Source organism: Diaphorobacter caeni (genome assembly GCF_015354245.1).
GTDB classification, from domain to species: Bacteria; Pseudomonadota; Gammaproteobacteria; order Burkholderiales; family Burkholderiaceae_C; genus Diaphorobacter_A; species Diaphorobacter_A caeni.
The window spans coordinates 538,296-564,354 of record NZ_JADKYZ010000002.1; the positions used below are offsets into that span (position 1 = coordinate 538,296).

The following is a 26,059-nucleotide window of genomic DNA, read 5'->3' on the forward strand; positions in this document are numbered from 1 at the left end:
TCATTTAGTTAATTACCTTCTTCAGAAGGATTTCCGAACTTTTCGCCCAACTCAGCCATGGCATTTCTTCTACGGAAACATGTTCATTTTTTTTATACCTCTCCATCCATTCACGAAAAAAAATCGCCAATGAATCGACACCCGAATCACTGAAGTATTCAGCATTTATTCCCGCCACCTCACGAAACACTGGAATATCCCGTGCGACTATCGGCAGGTTGTGCTGAGCTGCCTCGATGAGAGGCAAACCAAAACCCTCCCCATAAGAGGCCGCAATCAAGCAATTGCAGGCTGCATAAATTTTCTCCAAATACTCATCACTAATCGACTGAAGCCAAAATAGCCTCTCACCCAGTCGATCATGCCCTTTGATCCTGGCGATCAATTGATCGGTCAACCATCCAGACTTACCAACAATCACCAGATTTGCATCAGTTCCAACAGCCCAGAGTTGATCAAACACATCAAGCATTTGAAGATGCCCCTTCCGAGGCTCCAGCGTACCAACCATGAGAAAGCTGAGACTATTATTCAACTTGGACAAAATCTGTCCCGCCCCCTCAGGCAGCCCGATGCTTGGTATAGAATTATCAATATCAGCCCCGATGTGCGCCCAATTTATTATTGGCATATACTCATCAGAATCTATCACCCTCTCTTCAACCCATTTAGACAACTCATCAGCAACTGTCTTACTTATACAAATCATCTCATTCGATCGAACAACCACATTCAACCAAGCAAGAAATGCGTCAGAAGCTCCCGGAGGGAAAAATTGAGGCATCGTGATGCTGAGCAAATCGTAAATCAGAAACTTGACCGCGACCCCATCATCTCTCATACGCTGATAAATGGCAGCGTTAGAGACAACTATTTGAGGATGGAAATCTAAACCGAAGAATATATCCCCTGCAGAATACTCCACGATTTCATCGACTTGATTCGTTGAAGAGCATCCCAAAAAGCTTGCTGTAAATGTACGTGCGTACCTGTATCCCTCCTCTAACGACGCCTTTACTGGCAAAACGTTAAAACCGGGTGGCGGATTCGAAAGCCATTGTTGCAAAACGCTTCTGACTACACGCTGGATTCCGCTGCGAGCATCCACACGTACGAGCTCTGATACATCAACCAGCAACTGCCGCGGGTTATAGTTTTCATGCGTCAATGCTTTTTTCAGACGCTCTGCACTTTGAGCCCAAGTCAACCATCGCATGCCATCGGAGGCAATGTACTGCCCTTGTTCACTCCCAGTTAGCCAATCATGCATGGTATTGGCCAGGGCCTGCGCAGTCTGTCCATGGAAATAACTGGCGTTCTCACCTGCAATCTCGTGAAAGACTGGGATATCACGAGCGATCACAGGAATTCCAGCTCGTGCCGCTTCGATCAACGGGAGCCCGAAGCCCTCATTCAGACTGCTGATGATCAAGCAACTTGAACGCTGATATATCTGTGCGAGATATTCATCACTAATGCCCTTAAGCCAAAAAAGCCTGTGCTGGCTTTCTACATGTCGACCCAAGCGGTCCACCAACTGTTCAACCTTCCAGCCTTGCTTACCAACCAATACCAAGTTGCAATCGACACCTTGCTGCCAAAGCAGTTCTACAGCGGAAAGAACTTGATCCTGCGCCTTGCGCGGCTCAATCGTCGATACCACAAGAAAAGTAGGTCTGGATGCCAATGCCGAGTACACAGCATTCGCGCTCGACGGTATTCCACTGGAAGGCTGCGAACCTTCCAGATCAGCACCAATATGCACCCAACTGGTTCTGAATTTCGTGGATGTCTCTATTTCTTTTGCTTCAATCCATTCATTCAGCGAATCCGCAGTCGCCTTGGATATACAGATAGCCTCATCTTGGCGAGCTATCAAACGAAGCAAATTCTCATGCAACTGACTTGCGTGAGGATCTGCAAAGCAATGAGGCAACTGAATCGCCAGCAAGTCGTATACAAGAAACTTGACTGTCACACTCTGCTGACGCAATCTATCAAAGAACGACGCATGTTTCAGTTGAACATGATGCTGCATGTCCAATCCGAAGAATAGATCACCACGTTTAAACTGGATGGGTGCATCGTCCAACCTTGCAGCCAATGCCTGACCAATAAAGCGTGCTGCGAAGTTTCTCGCGTAGCAATATCCATGCTCAAGAGTTGCAAACACGGGCTCAACCCGAAATCCCTTTGGGGGATTATTCAACAGTTGATTCAAATAGGCACGTACAACACGCTGAACTCCTGTTGCAGCATCATTGTGATATAACTCTGAGACATCCACGAACAGTTGGCGCTCCATCCCATTGAGCGAGCTCTGAGCAATATCGTGCGACAGGCCTATTAACTCATCGCACGAGAAATCCAAGGGAGAACTCCTCAGTGTAGCAACCAATGGTTTCCACATATCTTGCCAAGGTGCCGTCAATTGCTGGAGCGGAACTCCGCGACTTGTACCTAGCGCATTTTCCCAAGCTTTAATCGCCTTGGCCGCAGTCACATTCCAATCGAATTTTTTCACCTGCACGTGAGAATGTTCACGCAAACGTCCCAGATACTTCTCATCGGTCAGGGCTTGTTGCAAACGGGAACGCATCGATCCCACATCGAAGGGGTTGAACAGTGCCTCTGCCAGTCCAATCACTTCAGGCAAACTGGTCGTGTTAGATCCAATCACCGGAGATCCACAGGCCATTGCCTCCGCTACTGGTAACCCAAACCCTTCGTGCCACGACGGAAACACAAACAGCTTACACAGATTATAGAGCAGCACCAATTCATCATGGCTGACATAGCCGGATATCAATAATTGCTTTTCCGGCAACTTCAACTCCGTTGCCAAATCATGTAAACCTCGAGCAATGGCTTCGGGCATTCTCCCAGCCAATACCAATTGGTGCTGTTCACGTACGGCCGTTGGTAACTCAGCCCACGCTCTCAGCAAGGCAGGCAGATTCTTGCGCTCATCACCACCGCCTGTATAGAGTACAAATGGATGCTGCAACCCAAGGCGCTGACGCAGCAATTGGGCTTCAGGTGTTTGCGTATCCACCAAGTGGAAGCTGTCATCGACACCCAACAAGGTATTGGTTATAAGCTCCGGCGCTATCTGCAGCGTCTCTCGCGCTTCATTCTTAGAGAACTCCGAAATTGCAAGAAAGACTTGCGCCTGTTTCAAGAAGCCTATTTGACGGCGGTAATAGGTTGCATAAAGTGGATTGATATCCAGATACTTTTCAGGAGACACCAATGGAATCAAGTCAAACAACGTGACGCTGGAAATTCCACGAGTGTTCAAACGCCCCAAACTGATCACTGCATCGTCACCGAAACCTTCGAATAGACTTGTTACATGAACCACATCTGGCTCAAGGCTATCCAGAAATGCCTCACGAATCAACTCCGCCGCGTGCGCACGATGAGTGTTCCGCGAGTTGCTGGCGTGCACGCTAGTTGGTGCGTGCCATACACGGATATTTGCTTGCGGTAACAGGTCATCGAATGCACGCCTAATACTCGCAATGGTCTCTGGCAAAAAGCTGCTCAATGCCAAATAGACCTCATGTTCTCCCCGATTGCGCACTACGGCTTTTGCAAATTCCATCGCATAGCGGCCAATCCCCCGGAATCGGCTTTCGGTTTGGGCACCCTGCATATCAATGACAATTCGCATCACTTTTCTTTCGAGGCGTTCTGCTTATCCAGCTCAGTATTAAGCACAATATATATCTGCTGCCCAAAGTTGCCCAAGCTTTCCACCGACTTGGGTAAATTAATCGCACCCATTCGATTCTCTAGCGACGCCCCAAGCGCAGGATTCCAACGCTGAGATATCTGCATAAGATGTTGATGCAATGCGGGAAATCGTGCAAGCTTCTGATTGATGCGAGCACTCCACAGGGGATTCCGTAAAACGGGACGCATCACTACAGCCAACGGCCGCTGAAACAGATTGATCGAATGCGTCAGCGTGGAATTGGCGACGCCGCGAACGGTTGCACCAGGATGCATCACACATCCAACAACGAAGCGCACTGGAGCCATTACTCTCCATGAAAAGCTACGACGCAATGCATCACGCTCTTGCTCAAGTAATTTCAAGCGTTCCGTCATTTGCGCCTCAAACTCCTGAGCAGTTTGAACGCGCAACAACGCTTCATCACGCTCGCGTTGAACGATGTGCAGTCGTTCTATCAATCCGTCCTGCTCTTGCTGTCGAGAACGGATTTGAGCAATATTAAGTAGATCCCTGCTCATCTGCTCCTGCATACGAGCAATATCTTGCTGCATCAGGGATACACGATCAAGCAATCCCGCGTGACGTGCTTCATAGTCACTTTGGAGCGCCGTGATTTCCGTACTACTCCGACCCACATGCTGAGTCTCAAACAGGTTTGCCAGTTGTCGTAGATCGAGACCATAATCTCTCTGAAAAGCCACATCAAAATCTCTGGCCAGTGACGCATCACTGACCTTTTGAGCGATGATCCCGTAGTCGGGACTTACCCCTTCCAGTACATCGGACAGACTAATTTTGGCGCCCTCTTCATGAAGTGCTGCTGATTCCTGCATGCGCAGGATCTTGACGCGAGCGAACTCGTGGAACTGTGCTAAAAAACTCAACAGAAGCGGAGGGATCGGACGCTGATGTGTAGGGTCGAGATAAAAATTGCAACTTCCCACAACCAAGTTTTCTGGGTTGGGAGTTTCCAATATCAGAAGACCACCTGGCTTCAGGACCCTTCGTGCCTGCGTCATCAATTCATCCAGCGCTTCAAATGGTATGTGCTCGATGAAATGAAAGCCTGAGACGATATTTAGCGTATTGTCTGGCAGTGCCCGCAGAAACGCCAACGCATCTCCTTGCTCGACCGTTAGCCCACGCTCTAGGCATGCTGCCAACATCCCAGTATCCTTGTCGATGCCGCGCACGCGAAAGCCCTGATCCCTTAGAAGTTCAAGCCATTCACCACGTCCACACCCCAAGTCCAAAATTTCCGCCTCAGGATACATAGTCAGCAACGGCCTTACGAATGGCAAATAAGCCTCCAGTCGTTCGCGGATCAATTCACGCGAGCCTCGGTAACGATCTTCAAAGGCTCTATAAAAACTTTCCGTGCTCATCTCTGCATTTCCACTTGAGGCGGTAGCCAACTAACACCGACAAAAGATCCTTTGTTCACATTGATCACATTGAACATCAATGCCAAATCGCGCCATTCATAGTTGGCAGCAACGTGAGTCGCGCCTTGATGCAGCCCTGTCGTAACAGAGTAGGAACCAACCCCCATATTGGCCGCAAAATCAAAAATCAAAACGAGCTTCTCGCCTTTTCGCAGTTCATTGATCTCCAGCCCCATATGGTGCGTGTTGGTTCCAAAAATCGGCTGCCCCAACCGATCTTTGAACATATATCCAAATGCCAAGGAAGACAGGTCTGTCTTTATATCAATCGTGACTCTAAGGCGTACTCTGTCACCCACATTCACATAGTCGACCAAATCACCCCGTTCATTGAACAACTCAACTGAATGCACGCGCGCTTCACCCGTACCGGATGTGGTTTGTGCTCGTCCGTCCTCCAAGCGAGTAACTTGAACGGTAGAATTTTCGCGCTCAGCAATCAATGCATTATAAAAATCCATCACCTCTTCGGGAGGTCCATCCTTTATTACATGCCCATTTTCCAACAGGATTGCACGGCTGCACAGACTTTGAATGGCTGCGCGATCATGCGAGACAATCAACAGTGTCGTGCCTTGTGATCGGAAATCCCTGATCTTATTGAAACTCTTGTGCTGAAAATATGCATCGCCGACCGACAGCGCTTCATCAACAATCAGCACATCAGGCCGAACAGCTGTTGCCACACTGAATGCCAGACGCATCTGCATGCCACTGGAGTAGGTACGCACAGGACGATCAATGTAATCGCCAATTTCAGCAAACTCTTCAATTGTCGGCATACACCGTCCGATCTCATCCGAGCGTAGCCCCAGCAATTGACCGGCCATGAAGACGTTCTGGCGCCCCGTGAAATCCGGATGGAAGCCCATGCCCAGTTCCAACAGTGCTGCCACCCGTCCATGCGACTGTACTCGACCATCTGTCGGCTGCGTTGTGCCAGTAATGATCTTTAGCAAGGTGCTTTTCCCCGCACCATTCACACCGACAAGCCCTACAGCCTCACCAGGAGCAATCGTAAAATTGACGTCCCGAAGAATCCATTTTTTCTCGTGACCCGACTTACCCGTCAGCCACTCGACAACACGACTCCATTTGCTGCGATAGCGTTTATAGGCCTTACTGACATTGGAGACAACAAGCGTGCCCATCAGAGTTCATCCACCAGTTCGCCAACTCGCGAAAGAAAAAACCAAGCACCGATCAACAAAAAGCATACCGTCACAACACACACAGGCAGAAGGCTGCGCCAATCTGGAAGAAGCCCATCCAAGAAAAGCCGTTGATAGGAAGAGATCAATGCATGCATGGGATTGAATTTCAGCAGTCGCTGAGCGGTTTCTGGTAGAGCCGAAAACGTATAGACAATCGGTGTCAACCAAAACCAGAATTGCAACACCACCCCCGTCAGTTGGCCCACATCACGAAAAAAAACATTAAGCGTTCCAAGAAAAACCCCCAGCCCCAGTGCAAACAGAATCTGCAGTGCCAGCAAAGGGATAAATGCCAGCAATGTGAGCCCACCCCAATGTCCTACGGCCAGCAAAAAAACCAAGTAGATGACCATTAAAATACCGAAATTAATCAGTGCAGACAAAGTCACAATCACCGGGAGACAGATCCGCGGGAAATTTGATTTTTTAATCAAATTTCCATTTTCAACAAATACATTATTGAGTCGACTCAACATCTCCGAAAACAGATTCCAGGTAATGACGCCGGAGCAAAGATAGATGCTAAATGCATAGGGTGTTTGCTCATGACCAGCAAGAGTGTTGCCCATCAACTGCCCGAAAATCACCGTATAAATCACAATCATGGTCAGTGGATTCGCCACCGACCAGAACGCACCCAACAGCGACTCTCGGTACTTGCCATGGAACTCGCGCATGACGCTGCTCCATACAAATCCGCGATACGCCCACAGCGCACGAAACATGGCTAACCCAGGCATCTGAAATCAGGCTCCTGCAGACTCGTTAGCGACACGTCCATACGTATCTTCGAAACGAACAATATCGTCTTCGCCCAAATAGCTCCCAGACTGCACTTCCACGATCTCCAGCGGCAACTTGCCTGGATTGCGCAGCCTGTGCACATGGCCAAGAGGAATGAACGTCGATTCGTTTTCCCCCAGCAGCAGCACCTGATCACCGTTCGTGACCTCGGCGGTCCCTTTGACCACCACCCAGTGTTCCGCGCGATGGTGGTGCATTTGCAGGCTCAGACTGGCACCTGGATTCACCACAATGCGCTTGACCTGGAAGCGCTCTCCGTAGTCGATGCTGTCGTACCAGCCCCAGGGGCGATGGACCTTGCGGTGCGAATGGGCCAGATCCTTGCCGTGCTTTTGAAGGTGGGCGACGATCTGTTTGACTTCCTGAGTACGGCGCAAGTCGGCGACGAGGATGGCGTCAGGGGTTTCGACTACGGCGATGTGCTCGAGGCCCACACCGGCGACGAGGCGGCTGCTCGACAGGAACAGGGAGTTCTTGCAGCCATGTTGCACGGCGTTGCCGATGATGGCATTGCCGTTTTCGTCATGTTCTCGCACGCTCCAGAGGGCGTCCCATGCACCGACGTCGGACCATCCCGCCTGGAGCGGGATGACGCGTGCGGCGATGCCTAGTTCCGGCAATTTGGGCAGGCGCTCCATCACTGCGTAGTCAATGGAGTCGGAAGGACTGGCCTTGAAGGCTGCGGCTTCAGGACGCACGAAGTCGGCGTCTCGCTGGGCATCGTTCATCGATTGTTCGCACGCGGCAAGAATGTCCGGGCGACATTGCTGCATGGCCTTGAGCCAGACGCTGGCACGGACGACGAACAGGCCGCTGTTCCACAGATAGTTGCCTGCTGCAAGATAGCTTTGAGCACGCTCGCGATCAGGCTTTTCGACGAAACTCTGGACTTCAAACGTGCCGCCCTGCTCGGTCGTGCCGTGCTGGATGTAACCATAGCCGGTTTCGGGACGATCCGCGACGATGCCGAAGGTGACCATGTCGCCTTTGCTTGCAGCGCAGAAGGCGCTTTGGACGGCTGCGTGGAAAGCAGCCTTGTCGGCGATCACGTGGTCTGCGGGCATTGCCAGCATCACGGGGTCGGCACCATCAACTCGCGCCTGAAGCGCAGCGATGGTGAGTGCAGGAGCGGTATTGCGACCCGTCGGCTCCAGCAGAATGCGGGCGTTGTCGATGTTTGACTGCTGCAGTTGGCTGGCAACAAGAAAGCGGTGCTCGACATTGCAGACCAGCAGCGGAGCCGAAAGCTCCACGTTCGGCGCAATGCCCTGCAATCTGGTTGCAGTGTCCTGCAGCATGCTGGCAGTGCCTGCCAAGGCATGGAACTGCTTGGGATAGGTTTCGCGCGAAAGCGGCCACAGACGTGTGCCCGAGCCACCGCAGAGAATGACGGGAAGAAGCTGATCAGTCATGGTAGGAGGAGATGACAGACGATGCGGAGGCGGTATTGCGCGGAAGGCTTTCCATATCCGCCTCAAGCATCGCAAGACGTTGATTCAATCGGCGCACATCGCGCTCGATGCGCGTGTTCACCATGTCCGCGTGCAGTGCCTTGACGAACAGCACAATGCAGGCAAAAAGCAAAAGCAAGGCAGGCGGGTAGGAGATACCCACGGAATAGGCGATGCGGTCGACCAGTCCTGGCCAGGCGCCAAGCAGCGCGGCGGCGGCGGCGACGGCGACCCAGAACAGGCCGTGCATCAAGTAAAGATGATCGCGGCGAATCAGATACAAAATCAGAATCGCCAGCCCCACGCCCAAGAGCATGGTGGTGGTTTGCAAAGACGCCATATCAGCCTGTGATTTCAGCAGGAGCAGTGCACGACGAACCTGAGACACCGCTCGAATCACGCTGTGAATGGCTTGCTTATATAAGCAAGACCCACCGCAATATCGTCAGTGCAATACTCCCCCAAATACCCAATTGAAACCCACTAATGGGTCGACAAAGCTGCCAATTGTAGGCGGAACGCCCCTTCTTCAGAATCGCCATGATGATGGATAGTCGTCTGCTATTGAATATGCAGCGCCGGGAAGCTTTCCGGAAGCAACAATGGCAACGAGTTCAGATTGCATTTCAAGTCAATCAACCCTAAATCAACGAACAAAACGGCAGTCTGCGCAAGCAGATTGCCAATCCGACGGTTGACAATTGCAATCTATTACGTGAGTAACGCGGACATACTACATGGCGCTTGAAGGGTACTGGGGCGTTTCTGTTTCCCTCATATTGCTGCGGCGCGCGCCATCTGCGATCTGTGGAAAACCGTCCAGGTGTTCAGCGCGCCCTGTCTTGCGTCTTCAGCGCAGATCCTCCCGCGGACTCATGGATGAATGCTCAATCGCGAGTGCCCCACGCCGCCACCCTTCTCCACACGGATCTGGGTGGCGATGCGGTCTTTCAGGCCTTCGACGTGGCTGATGATGCCGACCATCTTGCCGCTGGCGTTCAGCGTGTCGAGCGCATTGAGCGCGACGTCCAGCGTTTCCGCGTCGAGCGTGCCGAAGCCTTCGTCGAGGAACAGCGAGTCGATGGATGTCCTGTGGCTGACCAAGTCGGACAGCGCGAGCGCGAGTGCCAGGCTGACGAGAAAGCTTTCGCCGCCCGACAGCGTGCGCGTGTCGCGCGCCGCGTCGGCCTGCCACTGATCGACGATTTCGAGTTCCAGTTCGCCTGAGGATTTGCGGCGCAGCAGGTAGCGGCCGTGCAGGCGCTCGAGTTGCCGGTTGGCGAGCGTGAGCAAATGATCCAGCGTCAGTCCTTGTGCGAACTTGCGGAACTTGTCGCCCTTGGCCGAGCCGACCAGTGCGTCAAGGCGCTGCCAGGTGTCGGATTCGCCAGCCTGCGAGCTGATCAGCGCGAGCAGTTCCTGCTGGCTGCCGCGCAAGGCGTTGTCGCGCTCCAGCGTGGCGAGCCTGCCGCCCAGTTGCTGGCTCAATCCGGTGGATTCGGTCTCCATCCGCGCGATATCCTGCTCCAGCGCTTCGCGGCTCGCTTCAGTGGCGTTGCGCGCTTGCAGGGCTGTCAGTTGTGTCTGCTGCGTGTGCAGCAGTTCTGCGGCGACCTGTCGCTCCTGCTCGCGCCGCTGTTTGGCGGTCTGCAGCTGGTTGCGCTCTTCGGGTGCGAGGCGCGCGTCGAAAAACGCGGCTTCGTCTGCGAACGGACTGCGCTGCATCGCATCGTGCCAGTGTTGCTCGGCCGTCTGTTGATCCTCACGCAGTCGGGCCAGCGCATTCTCCAGTTCGCTCACGCTGCCGGCCAGTTGCTCGGTGCGGGCGGTGATGGCGTCGATGCGCGCGGCGCAGTCGGAGAGCGCCTGCGCCGCGTTCAGATCGCTGGTGATGTCGGCGATTTCGTCCGTCACATCCGCAGCCCGCGTGCTCCAGTGATCGCACTGTGCACGCACCTGCTCGCAGGTGGCGCGCTGGCGTTCGATGTCGATGCCGAGACCCTGAAGGCGCTCCTGCGTCTGCTGCCATGCGCGACGCTCCTCGTCGCGCTCGCGCAGCCAGGCGTTCGCGTCGGAGGGCAACCCGGCAAGGTCGGCAAAACCCGCGCTGCACAGAGCCGCCAGCATCTGCTCCTGCCGGGACTGCAGGCTCGTGCGCTGCTGCGAAAGCAGCGCCGTGGCTTCCGCCGACTTCTGCAGCAGGCTTTCCACCTGCTGCTGCAGGCGCAGGGCTTCTTCGCGCGCGGCATGCACCGTTTGGGTCAGTTCAGTCTGACGCTTGCCCGCTTCATGCAGATGCTGATCGATGGCTTCGACGGATTGCAGTTGATCTCGCAGCGCCGTGGCCTGCGACTGCGCGGATGACAGCGCCTGGGCCAGCCGCTCGGCCAGTTCCCAGTCCTTGGCCTGCAGCGGTTCGTCGTGCCGGATCTGCTCTCGCAGTTCGTCCCATGCGATTTGATTGGCGCGGCCTTCCTCGATCAGTTGCTGTTCGCGCGTGAGCAGATTGTGGGCCTGTGCCTGCAGTGTGGCGAGCTGCGCGTCGCCATCACGCCGTTGCTTCTCACCTTGCTGCTGCGCATGCTTCAAGCGGTCCAGCTCGGCGCGCGTGGCCGTGCTGTCCAGTTGAGCGTAGTGCTCGATGGCCGGATGCTCGTGCGCGCCGCACAAGGGGCAGGCCTCGCCGGGTTGCAGGTTGGTACGGTGCTCCGCGAGGCTGCGGATGATCTGCTCCTGCTCCAGCATGCGCTGCTTGTCGGCCACGCGCTCGTTCAGGATGCTCTGCGCTGCTTGCGCTTCGAGCTGCAGGGACTGTTGCGCGTCGGCCTTCTGACCGGCATCGACGCGCTGCTCGCGCACGTCAAAGAACTTCGCCTTCATCTCGCGTTGGCGACGGGCGCTTTCATCGAGCCGCTCGGTGATGGAGAGATTCTTCTCGGCTCGCTGCGACTGCTCGCGCAAGGCGGCCAGCGTGTGCGTACCCAGCAGCAGGGCTTGCTTATCCTGCAGCGACTGCAGTTGCGCCTGGCCCTCGGCATGGGCCTTGGCTGTCGCTTCGCTGCGCTGGGAGTGCTGCGCCGAACGCGTGCGCGCTTCGTCAAGTTTTGCCGTCGTGTCGTTGGCGATCCGCTCGTTCGCGCGGATGTCGGCCTCCGCCCTCGCCTGCTGCGCGAACTGTTCGCGCCACGCGCCCAGATGCTCGGCCAGATGCGCATGGTGAGCGTGCGCACTCGACCAATCGATCAGAGTCGCCCGTTCGTCTTCAAGTCGCTTCAGTTGCGTTGCGGCCTGTTCGTCCAGCAGCCTCGCGAAGGCGAACGCCAGCGCATGTTCGCGCCGTTGCGCCGCGCCTTGCGCAGCGAGTTCGCTCTGCCGTTCACCCAGTTGCAGGACTGCATTCCGGACGGCGGTATGCGCCGCCTGCCACACGGTGTGAACAGGCTCCAGCGCCTGCGCCGGTTCGCTCGCCGCGAGCCTTTGCATGTCCGGCGCGGCGTGCTCGATGGCGGTGTCGGCCAGCTGCAGACGCTGCTGTGCGGCCTCCACGGCCGCCTCGCCCTCCGCGACGTCCACGCGCCACTGCAGCTGGTCGCGCAGCACATGCGTTCTGGACGACAGCTCCGCGTGTTGAACGCCAATCGCCGCGACCTCCTCCTGGATCGCCGCGCGTTGCTCGTCGCTGAGCAGCTCCATGCCATCGGCGCGCGATTGCATGAGCGCGAGCTTGTCGCGCTCGTCGCGTGCCCGTTCATAGACGCGCTGCGAAATCTCGCCGTAGATCTCGGTGCCGGTCAGCTCTTCCAGCAGCTCGGCGCGGTCGTTGGCGTTGGCGTTGAGAAAGGCCGCAAAGCCGCCCTGCGCAAGCAGCATGGAGCGGGTGAAGCGCGGGAAATCCAGACGCGTGATGTCGGTGATCTGCTTGAGCTTCTCGCTCACATGGCGGGTGATGACGGTGCCGTCGCCCTTGGCCAGTTCGACCTGTGGCGACTGCAGCGCGCCGTCCACCTTGTCGCGCGCGCGGCGCTGGCTCCAGGACGCGCGGTAGACCTCGCCGCGCACCTCGAATTCCAGCTCGGCGCTGCAGTCCGCCGTGTGGCGCGTCATGATGTCGTTGACCGACTTGGACTGCGTGCCCAGACGCGGCGTCTCGTGATAGAGCGCGAGACAGATGGCGTCGAGCAGCGTGGACTTGCCCGCGCCCGTCGGCCCGGTGATCGCGAACAGGCTGCTTTCCGAGAGCGGCGGCGCGGTGAAATCGATGGTCCACTCGCCCTTGAGCGAGTTGAGGTTCTTGAGCTTCAGGCGTCGGATCTTCATTGCGCGCCCTCGCCTTCTTCGTGAGACGCGCCCACCACCACCTTGTCCACGATCTGCCGGTAGCGCTGCGACAGGGCGCCGCGCAGTGCGGCATCCATGCCCTCCTCCAGACTCAGGCGGCGCTCGAACACGTCGTGCGGATCGAGCTCGTCGAGCGTCACGCCACTGTTGTCGAACAGCTGCGCCATGGTCTGCCCGCGTTCGCGGCGAATGCGCAGCACCTCCAGCGGCTGGCCTTCGACCAGCTTTTGAATGCGCGCCGGAAGATCGGCCAGATAGTCATCGGTGCTCACCGTGATCTCGAGCCAGACCGTCTTGCCCGCCTCGGCCTGCGCGGCCAGGCGCGGCAGCGTCTCGGAGATGTAGCCCAGATCGCCGCGCACGCTCATCATCGGCTGGAAGACCGGCACGGACAGCTCCGTCACGGCCTGCAGCCCGGACGCGTTCAGATCGACCAGCAGCATCTGCTTGTGCTGGCCCAGCTCGTCAAAGCTCAGCGCGATCGGCGAGCCACAATAGCGGATGTGCTCGTGGCCGCCGACCTTCTGCGGCTTGTGGATATGTCCGAGCGCGAGGTAGTCGACCGGAGGGAACGCCGTGGTCGGGAACGCTTCCAGCGTGCCCACATAGATCTCGCGCACCGACTCGCTGCTGCTCGCGCCGACGGTGGTCAGATGCCCCGTGGCGATGATGGGCAGACGCCTGCCGGTCTGTTGCTCCAGCTCGTCGCGTCTGGCGCAGGCCGCGTCATACACGCTCTGGTAATACTGCTGGATGGCTGCGAGCAGCTGCTGCTGGCGGTCCTGCGCGCTCTGGCCGAACTCGGACGTGACGACATCTCGCGGACGGATGAACGGAATCGCGCAGACGATGCAGCCCGGCTGGGCCGGCTCACCCGCCACATGCGTTGACAGCACGCGGACATGGGAGGCCGGATCGGTGGCGGCCGGGTAGACATGGGTGTCGAGCACGGACAGCAGCTCGCGGCTTTCGCGCAGCGTGGCGACGGAATCATGATTGCCCGCAAGCAGCAGCAGGCCCACGCCCGCGGTATGCAGACGCACGACCAGATCGCTGTACATCTCGCGCGCGTAGCTCGGCGGCGCGCCGGTATCGAAAATGTCCCCCGCGATCAGCACCGCGTCCACCGCGTGCTGCTGCACTTGGGTGAGCAGCCAGTCGATCAGAGCCTGATGCTCCGCCTGACGGGACTTGCCCATGAAGTTCTGGCCCAGATGCCAGTCAGAAGTATGAAGAATTCGCATTGCTTGGAAAGAGGGGTTGCGCGGCCTGCCATGCGGCGGCGGGGCAACCGGAATTCGGGTTCAGCATGAATTCTGCCCCGACACTGCGTCCTCTTTGGGCTTTGCGAATATTTTTCTCGCCCGTTCTCCGCGAGTGGAGAGCGCCATGCGCCGATGTCGGCGCATGTGCTTGCGTTCAGTTCGCGTAGTTTCCGGTTTTGGCCGCCAGCGCCTTCCAGCGCACGATCTCGTCGCGCATGCGCTTTTGCAATTGTTCCGTGGTGGCGTCGGAGAACGTCAGGTCAATGCCCTGGCGCTGCAGCTTCTCGCGCAACTCGGGTTGCTTGAGCACCTGCGCCAACTCCGTATTCAAGCGGGTGACCACCTCCGCCGGAGTGCCCTTGGGCGCGAACACGCCGAACCACATGCCCACGTCATACCCGGGCACGGTCTGGATGAACGGCGCCACATCCGGCAAATCCGGAATGCGCCGCGAGCTGCCAAGACCAAGGGCCCGCACCTTGCCCTCCTTGACCAGCGGAACGAGTTGCAGGCTCGGTCCCACCACAACGTCCAGGCGCTCGCCGATCAGATCCTGCAGCGCCTCCCCCACCCCCTTGTACGGAATGAACTGAATGTCTCCACCCATCTGCATCTTCAGCAGATCGGTGGAGAAACTCGTGGTGCTGCCCATCTGCACCTTGCCGGGATGGGTCTTGACGTATTGGACGAACTCCGGGGCGTTGGCATAGGGCGTCTTCAGGCCGGTGACGATGAGCACTGCGGATTCACCGACGGCCTTCACCGGCACGAAATCGGTTTCCAGATTGAACGGGATCTTGCGATAAAAGCCCATGTTGGCCGTATGCACGCCGCTGAGCAACCCCAGCGTGTAGCCATCCGGTGCGGCCTTGGCGACGACATCCGCCCCCAGGTTGCCGGCCGCGCCGCCCCGGTTCTCAATCACGATCGCCTGCTTGAGCCTTGCTCCCAACGGCTCCGCGATCAGCCGCATGAGCACGTCCTGCGTGCCGCCCGCAGGAAACGGCACCACCACCCGGATCGGCTTGGCCGGGTAGCTCTGCGCGAAGGCGGTCGCGGTGGCCAGGCACATCGCCCCCGCCAGCGTCGCACCGAACACCACTGAACGTTTGAACCACGAATTTGTCTGCATGCATGTCTCCTTGAGCAGGTTGCAGGGTTGCGATCGCCACGTTCGGCCGCACCCGTCTGCAGCCAGTTTATGAAGGATGCGTCCACCGGGCAAACGCGCCAATCCCGCCGTTTACCCAATCGTCCGGAATTGCAGCAACGACGCAAATTCCGGACGAAATGGTAAGAGGCCGGAGCCTGCGGTTCTGTGATTTCAAAGCCTCGCCACTAATCTTTCCAGCACTCGACGCCCCGATCTGCCGGTGCACATCGAGCCCAACGATCTCAACAAAAACCGCACTGGAGACAATTCGAATGACACTCAAAATCATCGCAACCGCGTTGACCGCGGGACTGCTCGCTCCCACGGCTTTCGCTCAAAGCCAGGTATCCATCTACGGCGTGGTGGACGAATACGTCGGCACCGTCCGCACCGCCAATGACAAAGGCCCGGCCACCTCGACGCAGGTCGTCAACTCGGGCGGCATGACCACCTCGTTCATCGGCTTCAAGGGTTCGGAAAACCTTGGAGGCGGACTGAAGACGGTGTTCGGCATCGAGAGCTTCATCCGCCTCGATACCGGCGTGTACGGTCGCAATGACGCCGACTCGTTCTGGGGACGGCTCGCCATCGTGGGCCTGTCCTCCGATCAATGGGGCACTCTCACCGTGGGACGCCACGTCACTCCCTACGCCCTCGCGACCGGCAACTTCTCGCCGCTCACCGGCTCGACCACCTTCAGCCCCTCGTTCGCCACCGTGTTCAAGGGCAATGTGCAGGGCGACACGCGCCACAACAACAGCCTTCGCTACGTCACGCCCAAGATGGGTGGCCTGGTGGTCGATGCGCTCTACTCCTTTGGTGCAGAAATCAATGACGGCCCCAACGCCAAACAGGCGCGCTCCGTCGACGCCGTCATCCGCTACGAAGGTGACCGCTGGGCGGCGGCGGTGGGCACGCGGCAGATCAACCTGAACGCCAACGACAACGGCCGCAAGCAAAAGTCCTACATGGCGGGACTGTCCTACGACTTCACTGTGGCGCAGATCTATGCACAGGTCCACGATGGCCGCGAGACCTTCCGCAGCAATCCGAATCTGGAAGTCAAACGCCGCGTCTACGAACTGAGCGGTGCCGTCCCCCTTGGCGCCGGGCGCATCACCGCCGCCTACGCCTATTCAAGCATCGACGACCGCAACCCCGCAACGCCCGACCAGCGCCGCGTCTGGTCAGTGGGATACATGTACGCGCTCTCCAAGCGCACCGACCTCTACGCCGTCACCTACCGCGATCTGCAACGCAACGTGCTGATCGAGCAGCGCATTCTCGCGGCCGGCGTGCGCCACCGCTTCTGAACCGAAAGGACCCAACCATGACTTCCCTGCTTTCCACTCGTGCCGTAGCAACTGCGCGTCGGGCGACGCTTGCCGGTTTCCTCAGCCTCGTCGGTGCCAACGCCGCCTTCGCCGCCCCGCCCGAAGGCACGCTCGCCGTGGCCAACATCTCGCTCGCACAGGCTACGAAGGTGGTTGAAGGAGCCATTGCCCATGCGCGCACCCACAAGGTCGGAATCTCGGTCGTCGTGGTCGACACGTCGGGCTACGTCGTCGCCGCTGCGCGCATGGATGGCGTGCCGTTCGGAAGTTTCGATGTAGCGCGCGGCAAGGCGATCGCGAGCGTCGCCACCGGCGGGGTCTCGGGCAAGGACCTGATGGACCGGTACAAGGCCAACCCCATCGTGTTCGGGCAGATCAGCTCGCTCTCCTACGGCGGGCCGATGTTCCCCTCGCAAGGCTCCCTGCCCATCTTCAAGGACGGCGTACTCATCGGGGCGGTAGGTGCAAGCGCCGCCTCATCGCAGATGGATGAAGACGCGGGCCGCTCCGGCATTCAGGCCATCGGCGCCACCGAAAAGCGCTGACCCCGTTCATCTCCACATTCGCATCCATTCGAGGACATTCACATGACGACCTTCAACGACAACTCCAGCCAACCCCTGCAATACAGCTGCTGCGTGGGCCTGACGCAATGCATTCACCAACTGCCCTGCGACAACCGCATGCCGCAGGGCGATGGCGTCAGTGCCGACCGCGTGCGGGAAATCGCCGACTCGCGCGGCACCACGCTGCGCTCGCCATCGCGCCGCTCGGCGCTCAACTGGGGCGCGCTGCTGGGTCTGAGCTCGCTCGTGCCGCTGGCAGGCTGCGCGAGCACGGAAAAGGCAGCGGCCACCGCTTCGGCAGGAGGCGCGTCCGACAACGCTCCGCCGCTCGGCAAGCGACACGAGCTGCCATCCACCAAGGAAACCGTGCGGGTGGGCGCCATGGACCCGTCCGCGCCCGCGGCCGTCACCGTGGATTCCGGCGACTGGGTGCACTATCCCAACACCTGGGTCAACTGGGCCAACGAAGCCAAGTACGGCATGGGTTTCGACGAGCGTGAGCCCATCCGCAAGCGCTACCCGGCAGGCCCCTACTCGCTGGTCGGCCCGGTGGCCGTGCGCGGCGCCGAACCGGGCGACTGGATCGAATGCCGCATGCTCCGACTCAAGCCCATTGAATGGGGATGGAACAGCGCACCGATGGGCGTCGGCGCATTGCCCACCGAGTTCAAGCAGCCCTTTCTGCACTACTTCAAATTCGACGACAGCCGCAAGCGCGCCGTCTTCAAGAACGGCATCTCCTACGATCTGGCGCCCACGCAAGGCGTCATTGCGGCCATGCCAGCCACCGATGAGCCGGTCAGCGGCATCCTGAGCGGTGACTACGGCGGCAACATCTCGCTGCGCGAACTCTCCGAGGGCACCTCCATCTTTCTGCCCGTGCAACGTGCGGGCGGCATGATCTGGACAGGCGATTCGCACGCCGCCCAAGGGGACGGCGTGGTCAATCAGACGGCCATCGAAACCGCGATGGAAGACATGCGGATCCAATACATCCTGCACAAGCGTTCGCCGCTCAAATCGATCATCGCCGAGACGCCCACGCACTGGATCAGCCTCGGCCATGGCGACACGCTGGAGAAGGCGCTCACCACGTCGGTCCTCCATACGCTGGACTGGCTGACTCCGGCCGCGCAGATGGAGCGCATCGATGCGTACTCCATGCTCAGCGTCGCGGGCAGCGTGCGCGTCACGCACTACGCGCACCAGCTGCGCACCGTCTACAAGAACACCCCCGCCAAGGGCGTGCACGTGATGGTTCCGAAGAGCGTCTTTTCGCCGGACCAGGTGGCCTCCATCTCACGCCGCACAAGGACCGGCTCATGATCATCGAACAGCGCACCTACACGCTGCAGCCCGGGGCGCTGCCCCGGTTTCTCGCCGCCTACGAAAGCCATGGTCTGCCCGCGCATCGCGACATCTACGAGCGGCTGATCGGCTACTTCACCAGCGACAGCGGAACGCTCAACCAGATCGTTCAGATCTGGGCGTTCGACAGCTTCGAGTCCCGCGCCGAGCGTCGACAGCGGCTGCAGAGCGACCCGCGCTGGCAGCAGTACATGAAGCTGGTCAAGGGCCTCGTGGCGACGCAGGAAAACCGCTTTCTCACGGCGCTCCCCTGGACGCCCGAGGTGCGGCGCATGAACGATGCGGCACCCGCGCACTGACGTTGAAAGCGATCACGGCCATGTCATCACTGCCATCCCGAACTTCCCTCACGCTGCACAGCGCCGCACTCGCCGCAGCCTTCGCGCTCACAGCGCAAGGTGCGCTCGCGCAAGCGCCAGCCTCACCGCTTCAGGGCCACGCCGACGCCGGTGCCGTCCTCGCCCGTCAGACTTGCGCGGCCTGCCATGGCGCCGACGGCAACCCCACGGCGCCGAGCTATCCGCGACTGGCGGGGCAGTTCCCTGAATACATCGCCAAGCAGCTGCGCTCGTTCAAAGCCCCGGCGGGACAGCGCGCGCATCGCGCAAGCGCGATCATGCAGCCGTTGGCCGCGACGCTGAGCGAGCAGCAGATCGTTGATCTTGCGGCCTACTACGTCAAGCAGAAACCGGGGACGTTCGCGTCCGTCAACACGGAGCTGGTGGAGGCGGGCCGCAAGATCTACTTCCAGGGCAATCCATCCAACGACCTGCCTGCCTGCGTCTCCTGCCACCGCCCGGATGGCTCGGGCATTGCGCCCGACTTCCCGCGCCTGACGGCCCAGGACCCGACCTACGTCGCCGAGCAGCTGCGCAACTGGGAAGCGCAGCGCGGCGGGCGCGGAAAGCTCATGACGATGATCGTGCCCCACATGCGGCCGGCGGACATCGACGCGGTCGCGCAGTTCATCGCGCAGATGAAGTGAGGGAACGCATGGCGGGCGCTACTCGTCCTCGACGATCACGCCCCGCCGGTAGTCGCTGGGCGGCACGCCCATGTGCTGCACGAAAAAGCGCGCGAAGTGCGACGGTGCGGCAAAGCCCAGCTCGTCGGACACTTCGGCGAGGCTCTTGTCGCTTTGCGCCAGCAGCTCGGTGGCAACCGCCATGCGCGCCCAGTCAAGGTACTGCTGCGGCGGCACGCCCACGCAGAGCTTGAACTGTTCAAAAAAGCGCGATCGCGACAGCCCCACCTGACTCGCGATCCACTCCAGCCCCGGGTTCTCGCGCGCCTTCGCGCGAATCAGCGCGAGTGACTTCTGCACGCGCGCGTCCATGGGCCGCTCGGCCTTGTGGAAGTTCGCGCGCATGGACTGGTCCACATGCGTATCCACCACTTCGCGAACCAGATTCAAGACCAGCGGCTCGAAGTGCTGCTCGACCTGCGCGGCGCCGGCCTGCAGCGTGGCGGCCAGCCGCTGAAGGCACAGGCGCAGCGGCTCGGTCAACACCATCTGCGGATGCTGGAAAAGGCGCAGCAGCGGCAGGTCCATCATCCCCAGCGCGTTCCCCAGCCACTGCGTGTTGGGCAGCACGGTCAGCACTTGCGTTTCGCGCTCGCCGTCGCTTGCGAGCTTGCGGTGCGGCAGCCATGGATTCACCAGCACCGCATGCGTCTCGTCGAGCCGGTATTCCTCATGCGCGACCTGAAAGCCACAGGGCGCACCGCCGATGTAGAAGATGAAGTTGAACTCCAGATGCGAGTGCTCGACCAGCGCGCGCGCAGTGGAATGCACGGCTATCCGGCCAAACGAACCTTGAATCGCGACGGACGATGTTTCAATGCTCAAGAGAGTTCTCCTTCTCCTTGCTGTCGACTGTGGTGGGCCTTGCTGAGCCCCAGTGCTTCGCACGCCACAGCATACCCAACTATGGGTCCAGGAAATATTCGGACGATCCGGTAAGCCTTCGGATGGAGTGGCTGCGGGCAAGCGAGCCTGCAGGCCTACATTGAACGTCATATCGACACACCCCAACGAAAGGCAGGACATCCATGGGCAATCATCCCCTTGTGGCTGGGCATGGACCGCGCCATGTGCTGGTCGTGCATGGCTGGTTTGGAAGCGCTCAAAGCTGGCGTTCCTTCATCCCGGAAATCGACCCCGAGCAGTTCACCTACGCATTCATCGACTGCAGGGGATACGGAGCACGCCAGCACGAAGACGGCCCCTACGACATGCAGACCGTGGCGGGCGACGTGCTCGCCGTGGCGGACCAGCTCGGCTGGAAGGAGTTCGACCTGATCGGCCACTCGATGGGCGGCAAGGCCATCCAGCACGCTCTGCGGCTGGCGCCCGGGCGCGTGCGCCGACTGGTGGCGATCACGCCGGTGCCTGCGGTCGGCGTGCCGTTCGACGACGAGACCTGGACGCTTTTCAGCAACGCGGCGGGCGATGCCGACGCGCGCACCGCCATCGTGAGCCACAGCACCGGGGGACGCATGTCCGCATCGCTGGTGCAGCACATCGTCGCGCATTCGCTGGAGCAATCGCGCACGGATGCGTTCGCTGCCTATCTTCCCTCCTGGGCCCGCACGGATCTCTCTGACGGTCTTCAGGGACTTCCGCATCCCATGCTCGTGGTCGTCGGGGCACATGACCCCGGCCTGACCGTGCAGGCGATGCAGGCCACGTTTTCAACCCTCTACCCACAGGCGCGCATCGAAGTGCTCGCCGACGCCGGCCACTATCCGATGGACGAAACGCCCCGGGAACTGGTCACGCTCGTCGAGCGCTTTCTCAGCGCGTGAACCGCGCCCTCTTTCTCTCTTTCTTTCACACACCCACGAGACCCGTATGGACACCCCCATCACCTTTCCATCCGACGGCCTGAAGCTGTCGGCCATCCTCAACGTTCCGTCGGAACTGTCGGCTTCTGAAAAGCGCCCGGCCATCGTCGTGCTGCATGGCTTCGGCAGCAACAAGGAAGACGGCATGGTGCAACTGGCCTGCCGGCTGTTCGAGCGCCTGGGCTATGTCACGCTGCGCTTTGACATGCGCGGCTGCGGCCAGAGCGAAGGGGAGCGCGCTCGCGTCATCTGTCTTGAGCAGGTAAGCGACACGCGCAACGCCGTGAGCTTTCTGAGCGAGCATCCACAAGTGAACGCCGACGCCATCGCCGTGATGGGACACAGCTTCGGTGCCGCCGTGGCGGTGTACGCGGCCGGCGTGGACCAGCGCATCGCCGCCTGCATTTCATCCGGAGGCTGGGGCGATGGCGAGGCCAAGTTCCGCACTCAGCACGCCTCCCCCGAGGCCTGGGATCGATTCCAGAGCATGCGCGCGCACGGCAAGTCGCAGCAGGCCATCGGCGAGAGCGTGCGCGTTTCGCGCTTTGACATCGTGCCGATCCCCGTGGCCATGCGCAGCAACCTGCCAGCGGGTTCGTTCATGGACTTCCCGTTCGACGTAGTGGAAAGCATGTACGCCTTTCGCCCCATCGACGTCGTCGGCCAGATCGCGCCGCGCCCGCTGATGCTGCTGCATCCCGCCGTAGACTCCGTCACGCCGACGCAGCAGTCCATCGACATGTTCACCCGGGCCGGAATGCCCACCGACCTTCATCTCGTTGCGGGCATCGACCATTTCATCTTCTCCGATGACAGCACACTGGTGCTCCAGCTCGTCACGGACTGGCTGCGAAAATTCTTTCCCATTGACGGTCCCACCGACGGAGCCAGAACATGAATGAACGCCCCCCACATCCCATGGTGACATCAGCGGCGCTCGAGCGTTTCGCCCATGCTCTTCTGCAGGCGGGGGGCATGAGCGATGCCAACGCGCATCAGGTGGCGCAGGCTCTGGTCTGGGCAGACATGCGCGGCACCGGCTCGCACGGGGTTTCACGCATTCCTCTGTACCTGCAGTGGCTGGCCAGCGGGCAGATGAAAGGCGATGCATCGCCCCGCGTGGTGTCGCAGTTGCCCGCACTCGTGATGGTGGACGGTCAGCACGGCCCCGGCGCACCCGGCATGAACGTGACGCTGGACGCGGTCACCGACGGCGCCAGCCGCGCCGGCGCGTGTATCGGCCTGCTGCGCTCCACGACGCACACGGGAGCGCTCGGCTATTTCACCTCCCGCATCGCGGATCGGAACATGCTCGGCATCGCGATGGCGGCTTCCGGCCCGCACATGGCCTATCACGGAGCCGCCGTGGCCGGCGTCTCCACGGCCCCGCTGTCCATCGCCTGTCCTGGCGCCAGCGCGCAGATGCCCATCGTGTTCGACATGGCCTCCAGCGCCATGGCCCTCGGCAAACTGATGCAGGCCAAGGCGACAGGAGCAACGTTGCCGCCGGACGCCGCCATGGACGCCACCGGCCAGATGACCACCGACCCATCCGCCGCCACCACGCTGTTGCCGCTCGGTGGCCCCAAGGGGTCGGGACTCGCATTGATGGCGGAGGTCGTCAGCAGTCTGCTCGTCGACAATCCCCTTCTGTCCGTCGCGCTGCAAACCCCGCCCGAGCAGCGGATTCACGAGCAGAACGCCGTGCTCATCGCGATCGACATCGTGCAGATCGTCCCGCTCAGCCGTTTTCGGGAAGAAGCGCAGGCCCTGGCGCAGGCCATGAAAACCCTGCCGGCAGCCCGGAAAGATGCCCCCATCCTGCTGCCCGGTGAGCGCGGTCACGCTCACGCCAACCGTGCAGCCAGTGGGGGTATCCGCCTCTCGCCGCCAACCATGCAGGCGCTCGAGAAACTGGCCGAACGATTCAAGCTGACGGCCCCGTGGGCCTGATGTTCAGAAGCGTCTCCCTCTCCATTCGCCCCTTCATTCGTCTTTCCGCTCGCCTCGCCGTCCGGCAAATGTCCAGTCTCGCGCCAATCCAATCGGCGATTCGCAGGACAGCCCTCTTGAAAAGCTGAAGAATTGCCTTATTATTAGCACTCGATGCTCGTGAGTGCTAACAGCCCTCGAAGGCATAAAGTTGCAATGTCGGCCTGGATCCATCCGGGCCAGCTTCTTCATCGTTCCATCAATCCAGTTGAAATTTCAGGAGTAGGTATGAATCTGCGTCCCCTGCACGATCGCGTGATCGTCAAGCGCCTCGAGAACGAAACCAAGACCGCTTCGGGCATCGTGATCCCCGACAGCGCCACCGAGAAGCCTGATCAAGGCGAAGTCGTGGCCGTCGGCCCCGGCAAGCGTGACGACAAGGGCGCTCTGATCGCTCTGAACGTGAAGGTCGGTGACCGCGTTCTGTTCGGCAAGTACTCCGGCCAGACCGTCAAGGTCGCTGGCGACGAACTGCTGGTGATGAAGGAAGACGACCTCTTTGCAGTCGTCGAAAAGTAAGCATCTTCATGCTTGCCGGCCCGACTGATTCGGGCCGAAATCGCTTCATCTAATCAAGTACCTCATTCTTCAGGAGCCAAAAAATGGCAGCAAAAGACGTAGTTTTCGGCGGCGAAGCACGCGCCCGCATGGTTGAAGGCGTGAACATTCTCGCCAACGCAGTCAAGGTCACTCTGGGCCCCAAGGGTCGCAACGTGGTGCTGGAGCGCTCGTTCGGCGCCCCTACCGTGACCAAGGACGGTGTGTCCGTGGCCAAGGAAATCGAACTCAAGGACAAGCTGCAGAACATGGGCGCTCAGCTCGTGAAGGAAGTGGCCTCCAAGACCAACGACATCGCCGGTGACGGCACCACGACCGCTACCGTGCTGGCACAAGCCATCGTGCGCGAAGGCTCCAAGTACGTGGCCGCTGGTCTGAACCCAATGGATCTGAAGCGCGGCATCGACAAGGCAGTTGCAGCCCTGGTCGAACAGCTGAAGAAGCAATCCAAGGCCACCACCACTTCCAAGGAAATCGCTCAAGTCGGCTCCATCTCGGCCAACTCCGACGAATCCGTGGGCAAGATCATTGCTGACGCAATGGACAAGGTCGGCAAGGAAGGCGTGATCACCGTGGAAGACGGCAAGAGCCTGGACAACGAACTCGACGTCGTTGAAGGCATGCAGTTCGACCGCGGCTACCTGTCGCCCTACTTCATCAACAATCCTGAAAAGCAAGCCGCGATTCTGGACAACCCCTTCGTGCTGCTGTTCGACAAGAAGATCAGCAACATCCGCGACCTGCTGCCTACGCTGGAGCAAGTGGCCAAGGCTGGCCGTCCGCTGCTGATCATCGCTGAAGAAGTCGACGGCGAAGCGCTGGCGACTCTGGTGGTCAACACCATCCGCGGCATCCTGAAGGTCGTGGCCGTGAAGGCTCCTGGCTTCGGCGACCGTCGCAAGGCCATGCTGGAAGACATCGCCATCCTGACGGGCGGCAAGGTCATCGCTGAAGAAGTCGGCATGTCCCTCGAGAAGGTCACTCTGGCCGATCTGGGCCAGGCCAAGACCATCGAAGTGGGCAAGGAAAACACCATCATCATCGACGGCGCTGGCGCTGGCGCTGACATCGAAGCCCGCGTGAAGCAAATCCGCGTGCAGATCGAAGAAGCGACTTCCGACTACGACCGCGAAAAGCTGCAAGAGCGCGTGGCCAAGCTGGCCGGCGGTGTTGCCGTGATCAAGGTGGGCGCTGCCACCGAAGTCGAAATGAAGGAAAAGAAGGCCCGCGTTGAAGACGCCCTGCACGCTACCCGCGCTGCTGTGGAAGAAGGCATCGTGGCCGGTGGTGGCGTGGCTCTGCTGCGCGCCAAGCAAGCCGTGGGCAACCTGTCCACAGGCCACGCCGAGCAAGACGCCGGCGTGAAGCTGGTGCTGAAGGCTGTTGAAGCTCCGCTGCGCGAAATCGTGGCGAACGCCGGTGGCGAGCCATCCGTGGTCGTGAACGCCGTGCTGAACGGCCAAGGCAACTACGGCTTCAACGCTGCCAACGACACCTACGGCGACATGCTGGAAATGGGTATTCTGGACCCCACCAAGGTGACGCGCACTGCCCTGCAGAACGCTGCTTCCGTGGCATCCCTGCTGCTGACCACCGAATGCATGGTGGCCGAGGCTCCAAAGGATGACGCTGCTGGCGGCGGCATGCCCGACATGGGCGGCATGGGTGGCATGGGCGGCATGGGCATGTAATTGCCCTGCGGGGTGGCTGGTGGGTAGAGGCTCCAGCCGGCTCGCGTCCGGAAGTCATTCCAAAACAAAAAACCCTGCAGGTCTTTGGATCTGCGGGGTTTTTTGTTTTTGCTTTTCGTTTTTTTGCTTCTGCCGTGTCGTGCAGGACAGAGGCCGGGACTGCCCCCGGCGGGGCAATCACTTTTTGCTTGCGCGCAAAAAGTAATCAAAAACGCGCTTTGAAGTCCTCCGGCGGAACTCGCTGCGTTCCTTCGTCACTCCGCTCGGACAACCGCCGGAAGTCAGTTGGGG

The 26,059-nt window shown here is 59.6% G+C and carries 20 protein-coding genes; 10 read left to right on the top strand and 10 right to left on the bottom strand.

Translation table 11 applies throughout. The features are described from left to right. Window positions 1-4 precede the first annotated feature (4 nt). The 9 genes from ISG32_RS06385 to ISG32_RS06425 form a co-directional block, all read right to left on the bottom strand. Window positions 5-3,676, bottom strand: a complete 3,672-nt coding sequence (locus tag ISG32_RS06385; RefSeq protein WP_194770161.1) for a glycosyltransferase family 4 protein — start codon at window positions 3,674-3,676, stop codon at window positions 5-7. Continuing rightward, a complete protein-coding gene (locus ISG32_RS06390) occupies window positions 3,676-5,127 on the bottom strand; it encodes a class I SAM-dependent methyltransferase (protein ID WP_194770162.1) in 1,452 nt (483 codons plus the stop codon). The genes ISG32_RS06385 and ISG32_RS06390 overlap by 1 nt, the downstream gene beginning before the upstream one ends. Continuing rightward, window positions 5,124-6,338, bottom strand: coding sequence for an ABC transporter ATP-binding protein (locus ISG32_RS06395; RefSeq protein WP_194770163.1), 1,215 nt, complete (start codon window positions 6,336-6,338; stop codon window positions 5,124-5,126). The genes ISG32_RS06390 and ISG32_RS06395 overlap by 4 nt, the downstream gene beginning before the upstream one ends. Next, window positions 6,338-7,141, bottom strand: coding sequence for an ABC transporter permease (locus tag ISG32_RS06400; protein ID WP_323745900.1), 804 nt, complete (start codon window positions 7,139-7,141; stop codon window positions 6,338-6,340). The genes ISG32_RS06395 and ISG32_RS06400 overlap by 1 nt, the downstream gene beginning before the upstream one ends. Before the next feature lie 6 nt (window positions 7,142-7,147). Next, a complete protein-coding gene (locus ISG32_RS06405) occupies window positions 7,148-8,617 on the bottom strand; it encodes a mannose-1-phosphate guanylyltransferase/mannose-6-phosphate isomerase (RefSeq protein ID WP_194770165.1) in 1,470 nt (489 codons plus the stop codon). Continuing rightward, on the bottom strand, window positions 8,610-8,996 hold the full coding sequence (locus ISG32_RS06410; RefSeq protein WP_194770447.1) for a DUF2304 domain-containing protein: 387 nt from the start codon (window positions 8,994-8,996) through the stop codon (window positions 8,610-8,612). Before ISG32_RS06410 ends, ISG32_RS06405 begins: the two co-directional genes overlap by 8 nt. Window positions 8,997-9,529: 533 nt before the next feature. Then, window positions 9,530-12,973 carry an AAA family ATPase gene (locus ISG32_RS06415; RefSeq protein WP_194770166.1) on the bottom strand — a complete coding sequence of 1,148 codons (3,444 nt, stop codon included), beginning with the start codon at window positions 12,971-12,973 and terminating at the stop codon, window positions 9,530-9,532. After that, entirely contained in the window at window positions 12,970-14,238 is a 1,269-nt protein-coding gene (sbcD, locus tag ISG32_RS06420; RefSeq protein WP_194770167.1) for an exonuclease subunit SbcD, read from the bottom strand. Before sbcD ends, ISG32_RS06415 begins: the two co-directional genes overlap by 4 nt. 175 nt (window positions 14,239-14,413) lie before the next feature. Beyond that, window positions 14,414-15,391 (bottom strand): Bug family tripartite tricarboxylate transporter substrate binding protein, encoded by a 978-nt coding sequence (locus ISG32_RS06425; RefSeq protein WP_194770168.1) that lies wholly within the window; start codon window positions 15,389-15,391, stop codon window positions 14,414-14,416. Between the two features lie 293 nt (window positions 15,392-15,684). On the opposite strand from ISG32_RS06425, the gene ISG32_RS06430 reads away from it, so the two are divergent. From ISG32_RS06430 to ISG32_RS06450, 5 genes are read left to right on the top strand one after another with little or no spacing between them, the layout of a single operon-like run. Beyond that, window positions 15,685-16,725 carry a porin gene (locus ISG32_RS06430; protein ID WP_194770169.1) on the top strand — a complete coding sequence of 347 codons (1,041 nt, stop codon included), beginning with the start codon at window positions 15,685-15,687 and terminating at the stop codon, window positions 16,723-16,725. A gap of 17 nt (window positions 16,726-16,742) precedes the next feature. Then, a complete protein-coding gene (locus ISG32_RS06435) occupies window positions 16,743-17,291 on the top strand; it encodes a GlcG/HbpS family heme-binding protein (protein WP_194770170.1) in 549 nt (182 codons plus the stop codon). 42 nt (window positions 17,292-17,333) lie between these two features. Further along, complete coding sequence (locus tag ISG32_RS06440) at window positions 17,334-18,638, top strand: acetamidase/formamidase family protein (RefSeq protein ID WP_228529620.1); 1,305 nt, start codon at window positions 17,334-17,336, stop codon at window positions 18,636-18,638. Further along, window positions 18,635-18,979, top strand: coding sequence for an NIPSNAP family protein (locus ISG32_RS06445; RefSeq protein WP_194770171.1), 345 nt, complete (start codon window positions 18,635-18,637; stop codon window positions 18,977-18,979). Before ISG32_RS06440 ends, ISG32_RS06445 begins: the two co-directional genes overlap by 4 nt. 20 nt (window positions 18,980-18,999) lie before the next feature. Continuing rightward, a complete protein-coding gene (locus tag ISG32_RS06450) occupies window positions 19,000-19,665 on the top strand; it encodes a c-type cytochrome (RefSeq protein ID WP_194770172.1) in 666 nt (221 codons plus the stop codon). An 18-nt stretch (window positions 19,666-19,683) separates the two neighbouring features. Here the strand turns inward: ISG32_RS06450 and ISG32_RS06455 are convergent, their stop codons facing one another. After that, window positions 19,684-20,529 carry a helix-turn-helix domain-containing protein gene (locus tag ISG32_RS06455; protein WP_194770173.1) on the bottom strand — a complete coding sequence of 282 codons (846 nt, stop codon included), beginning with the start codon at window positions 20,527-20,529 and terminating at the stop codon, window positions 19,684-19,686. Between the two features lie 203 nt (window positions 20,530-20,732). On the opposite strand from ISG32_RS06455, the gene ISG32_RS06460 reads away from it, so the two are divergent. The 5 genes from ISG32_RS06460 to groL all read left to right on the top strand — a co-directional run bounded on the left by ISG32_RS06460 (window position 20,733) and on the right by groL (window position 25,768). After that, window positions 20,733-21,488: an alpha/beta fold hydrolase gene (locus tag ISG32_RS06460; protein ID WP_194770174.1), complete on the top strand. Its 756-nt coding sequence runs from the start codon at window positions 20,733-20,735 to the stop codon at window positions 21,486-21,488. A gap of 46 nt (window positions 21,489-21,534) precedes the next feature. Next, window positions 21,535-22,425 carry an alpha/beta hydrolase gene (locus ISG32_RS06465; RefSeq protein WP_194770175.1) on the top strand — a complete coding sequence of 297 codons (891 nt, stop codon included), beginning with the start codon at window positions 21,535-21,537 and terminating at the stop codon, window positions 22,423-22,425. Continuing rightward, window positions 22,422-23,480, top strand: coding sequence for an Ldh family oxidoreductase (locus ISG32_RS06470; RefSeq protein WP_194770176.1), 1,059 nt, complete (start codon window positions 22,422-22,424; stop codon window positions 23,478-23,480). Before ISG32_RS06465 ends, ISG32_RS06470 begins: the two co-directional genes overlap by 4 nt. Window positions 23,481-23,747: 267 nt before the next feature. Beyond that, window positions 23,748-24,038, top strand: a complete 291-nt coding sequence (locus tag ISG32_RS06475) for a co-chaperone GroES (RefSeq protein WP_194770177.1) — start codon at window positions 23,748-23,750, stop codon at window positions 24,036-24,038. An 83-nt stretch (window positions 24,039-24,121) separates the two neighbouring features. Next, window positions 24,122-25,768 carry a chaperonin GroEL gene (gene groL, locus ISG32_RS06480; RefSeq protein ID WP_194770178.1) on the top strand — a complete coding sequence of 549 codons (1,647 nt, stop codon included), beginning with the start codon at window positions 24,122-24,124 and terminating at the stop codon, window positions 25,766-25,768. Window positions 25,769-26,059: the final 291 nt, after the last annotated feature.

Excerpts from the sequence above, each read along its gene's own strand:
- sbcD (WP_194770167.1), bottom strand. The coding sequence starts at position 14,238 with ATGCGAATTCTTCATACTTCTGACTGGCATCTGGGCCAGAACTTCATG.
- ISG32_RS06425 (WP_194770168.1), bottom strand. The coding sequence starts at position 15,391 with ATGCAGACAAATTCGTGGTTCAAACGTTCAGTGGTGTTCGGTGCGACG.
- ISG32_RS06405 (WP_194770165.1), bottom strand. The coding sequence starts at position 8,617 with ATGACTGATCAGCTTCTTCCCGTCATTCTCTGCGGTGGCTCGGGCACA.
- groL (WP_194770178.1), top strand. The coding sequence starts at position 24,122 with ATGGCAGCAAAAGACGTAGTTTTCGGCGGCGAAGCACGCGCCCGCATG.
- ISG32_RS06475 (WP_194770177.1), top strand. The coding sequence starts at position 23,748 with ATGAATCTGCGTCCCCTGCACGATCGCGTGATCGTCAAGCGCCTCGAG.
- ISG32_RS06400 (WP_323745900.1), bottom strand. The coding sequence starts at position 7,141 with ATGCCTGGGTTAGCCATGTTTCGTGCGCTGTGGGCGTATCGCGGATTT.
- ISG32_RS06390 (WP_194770162.1), bottom strand. The coding sequence starts at position 5,127 with ATGAGCACGGAAAGTTTTTATAGAGCCTTTGAAGATCGTTACCGAGGC.
- ISG32_RS06450 (WP_194770172.1), top strand. The coding sequence starts at position 19,000 with ATGTCATCACTGCCATCCCGAACTTCCCTCACGCTGCACAGCGCCGCA.
- ISG32_RS06435 (WP_194770170.1), top strand. The coding sequence starts at position 16,743 with ATGACTTCCCTGCTTTCCACTCGTGCCGTAGCAACTGCGCGTCGGGCG.
- ISG32_RS06395 (WP_194770163.1), bottom strand. The coding sequence starts at position 6,338 with ATGGGCACGCTTGTTGTCTCCAATGTCAGTAAGGCCTATAAACGCTAT.
- ISG32_RS06440 (WP_228529620.1), top strand. The coding sequence starts at position 17,334 with ATGACGACCTTCAACGACAACTCCAGCCAACCCCTGCAATACAGCTGC.
- ISG32_RS06460 (WP_194770174.1), top strand. The coding sequence starts at position 20,733 with ATGGGCAATCATCCCCTTGTGGCTGGGCATGGACCGCGCCATGTGCTG.
- ISG32_RS06465 (WP_194770175.1), top strand. The coding sequence starts at position 21,535 with ATGGACACCCCCATCACCTTTCCATCCGACGGCCTGAAGCTGTCGGCC.
- ISG32_RS06430 (WP_194770169.1), top strand. The coding sequence starts at position 15,685 with ATGACACTCAAAATCATCGCAACCGCGTTGACCGCGGGACTGCTCGCT.
- ISG32_RS06470 (WP_194770176.1), top strand. The coding sequence starts at position 22,422 with ATGAATGAACGCCCCCCACATCCCATGGTGACATCAGCGGCGCTCGAG.
- ISG32_RS06415 (WP_194770166.1), bottom strand. The coding sequence starts at position 12,973 with ATGAAGATCCGACGCCTGAAGCTCAAGAACCTCAACTCGCTCAAGGGC.
- ISG32_RS06385 (WP_194770161.1), bottom strand. The coding sequence starts at position 3,676 with ATGCGAATTGTCATTGATATGCAGGGTGCCCAAACCGAAAGCCGATTC.
- ISG32_RS06445 (WP_194770171.1), top strand. The coding sequence starts at position 18,635 with ATGATCATCGAACAGCGCACCTACACGCTGCAGCCCGGGGCGCTGCCC.
- ISG32_RS06410 (WP_194770447.1), bottom strand. The coding sequence starts at position 8,996 with ATGGCGTCTTTGCAAACCACCACCATGCTCTTGGGCGTGGGGCTGGCG.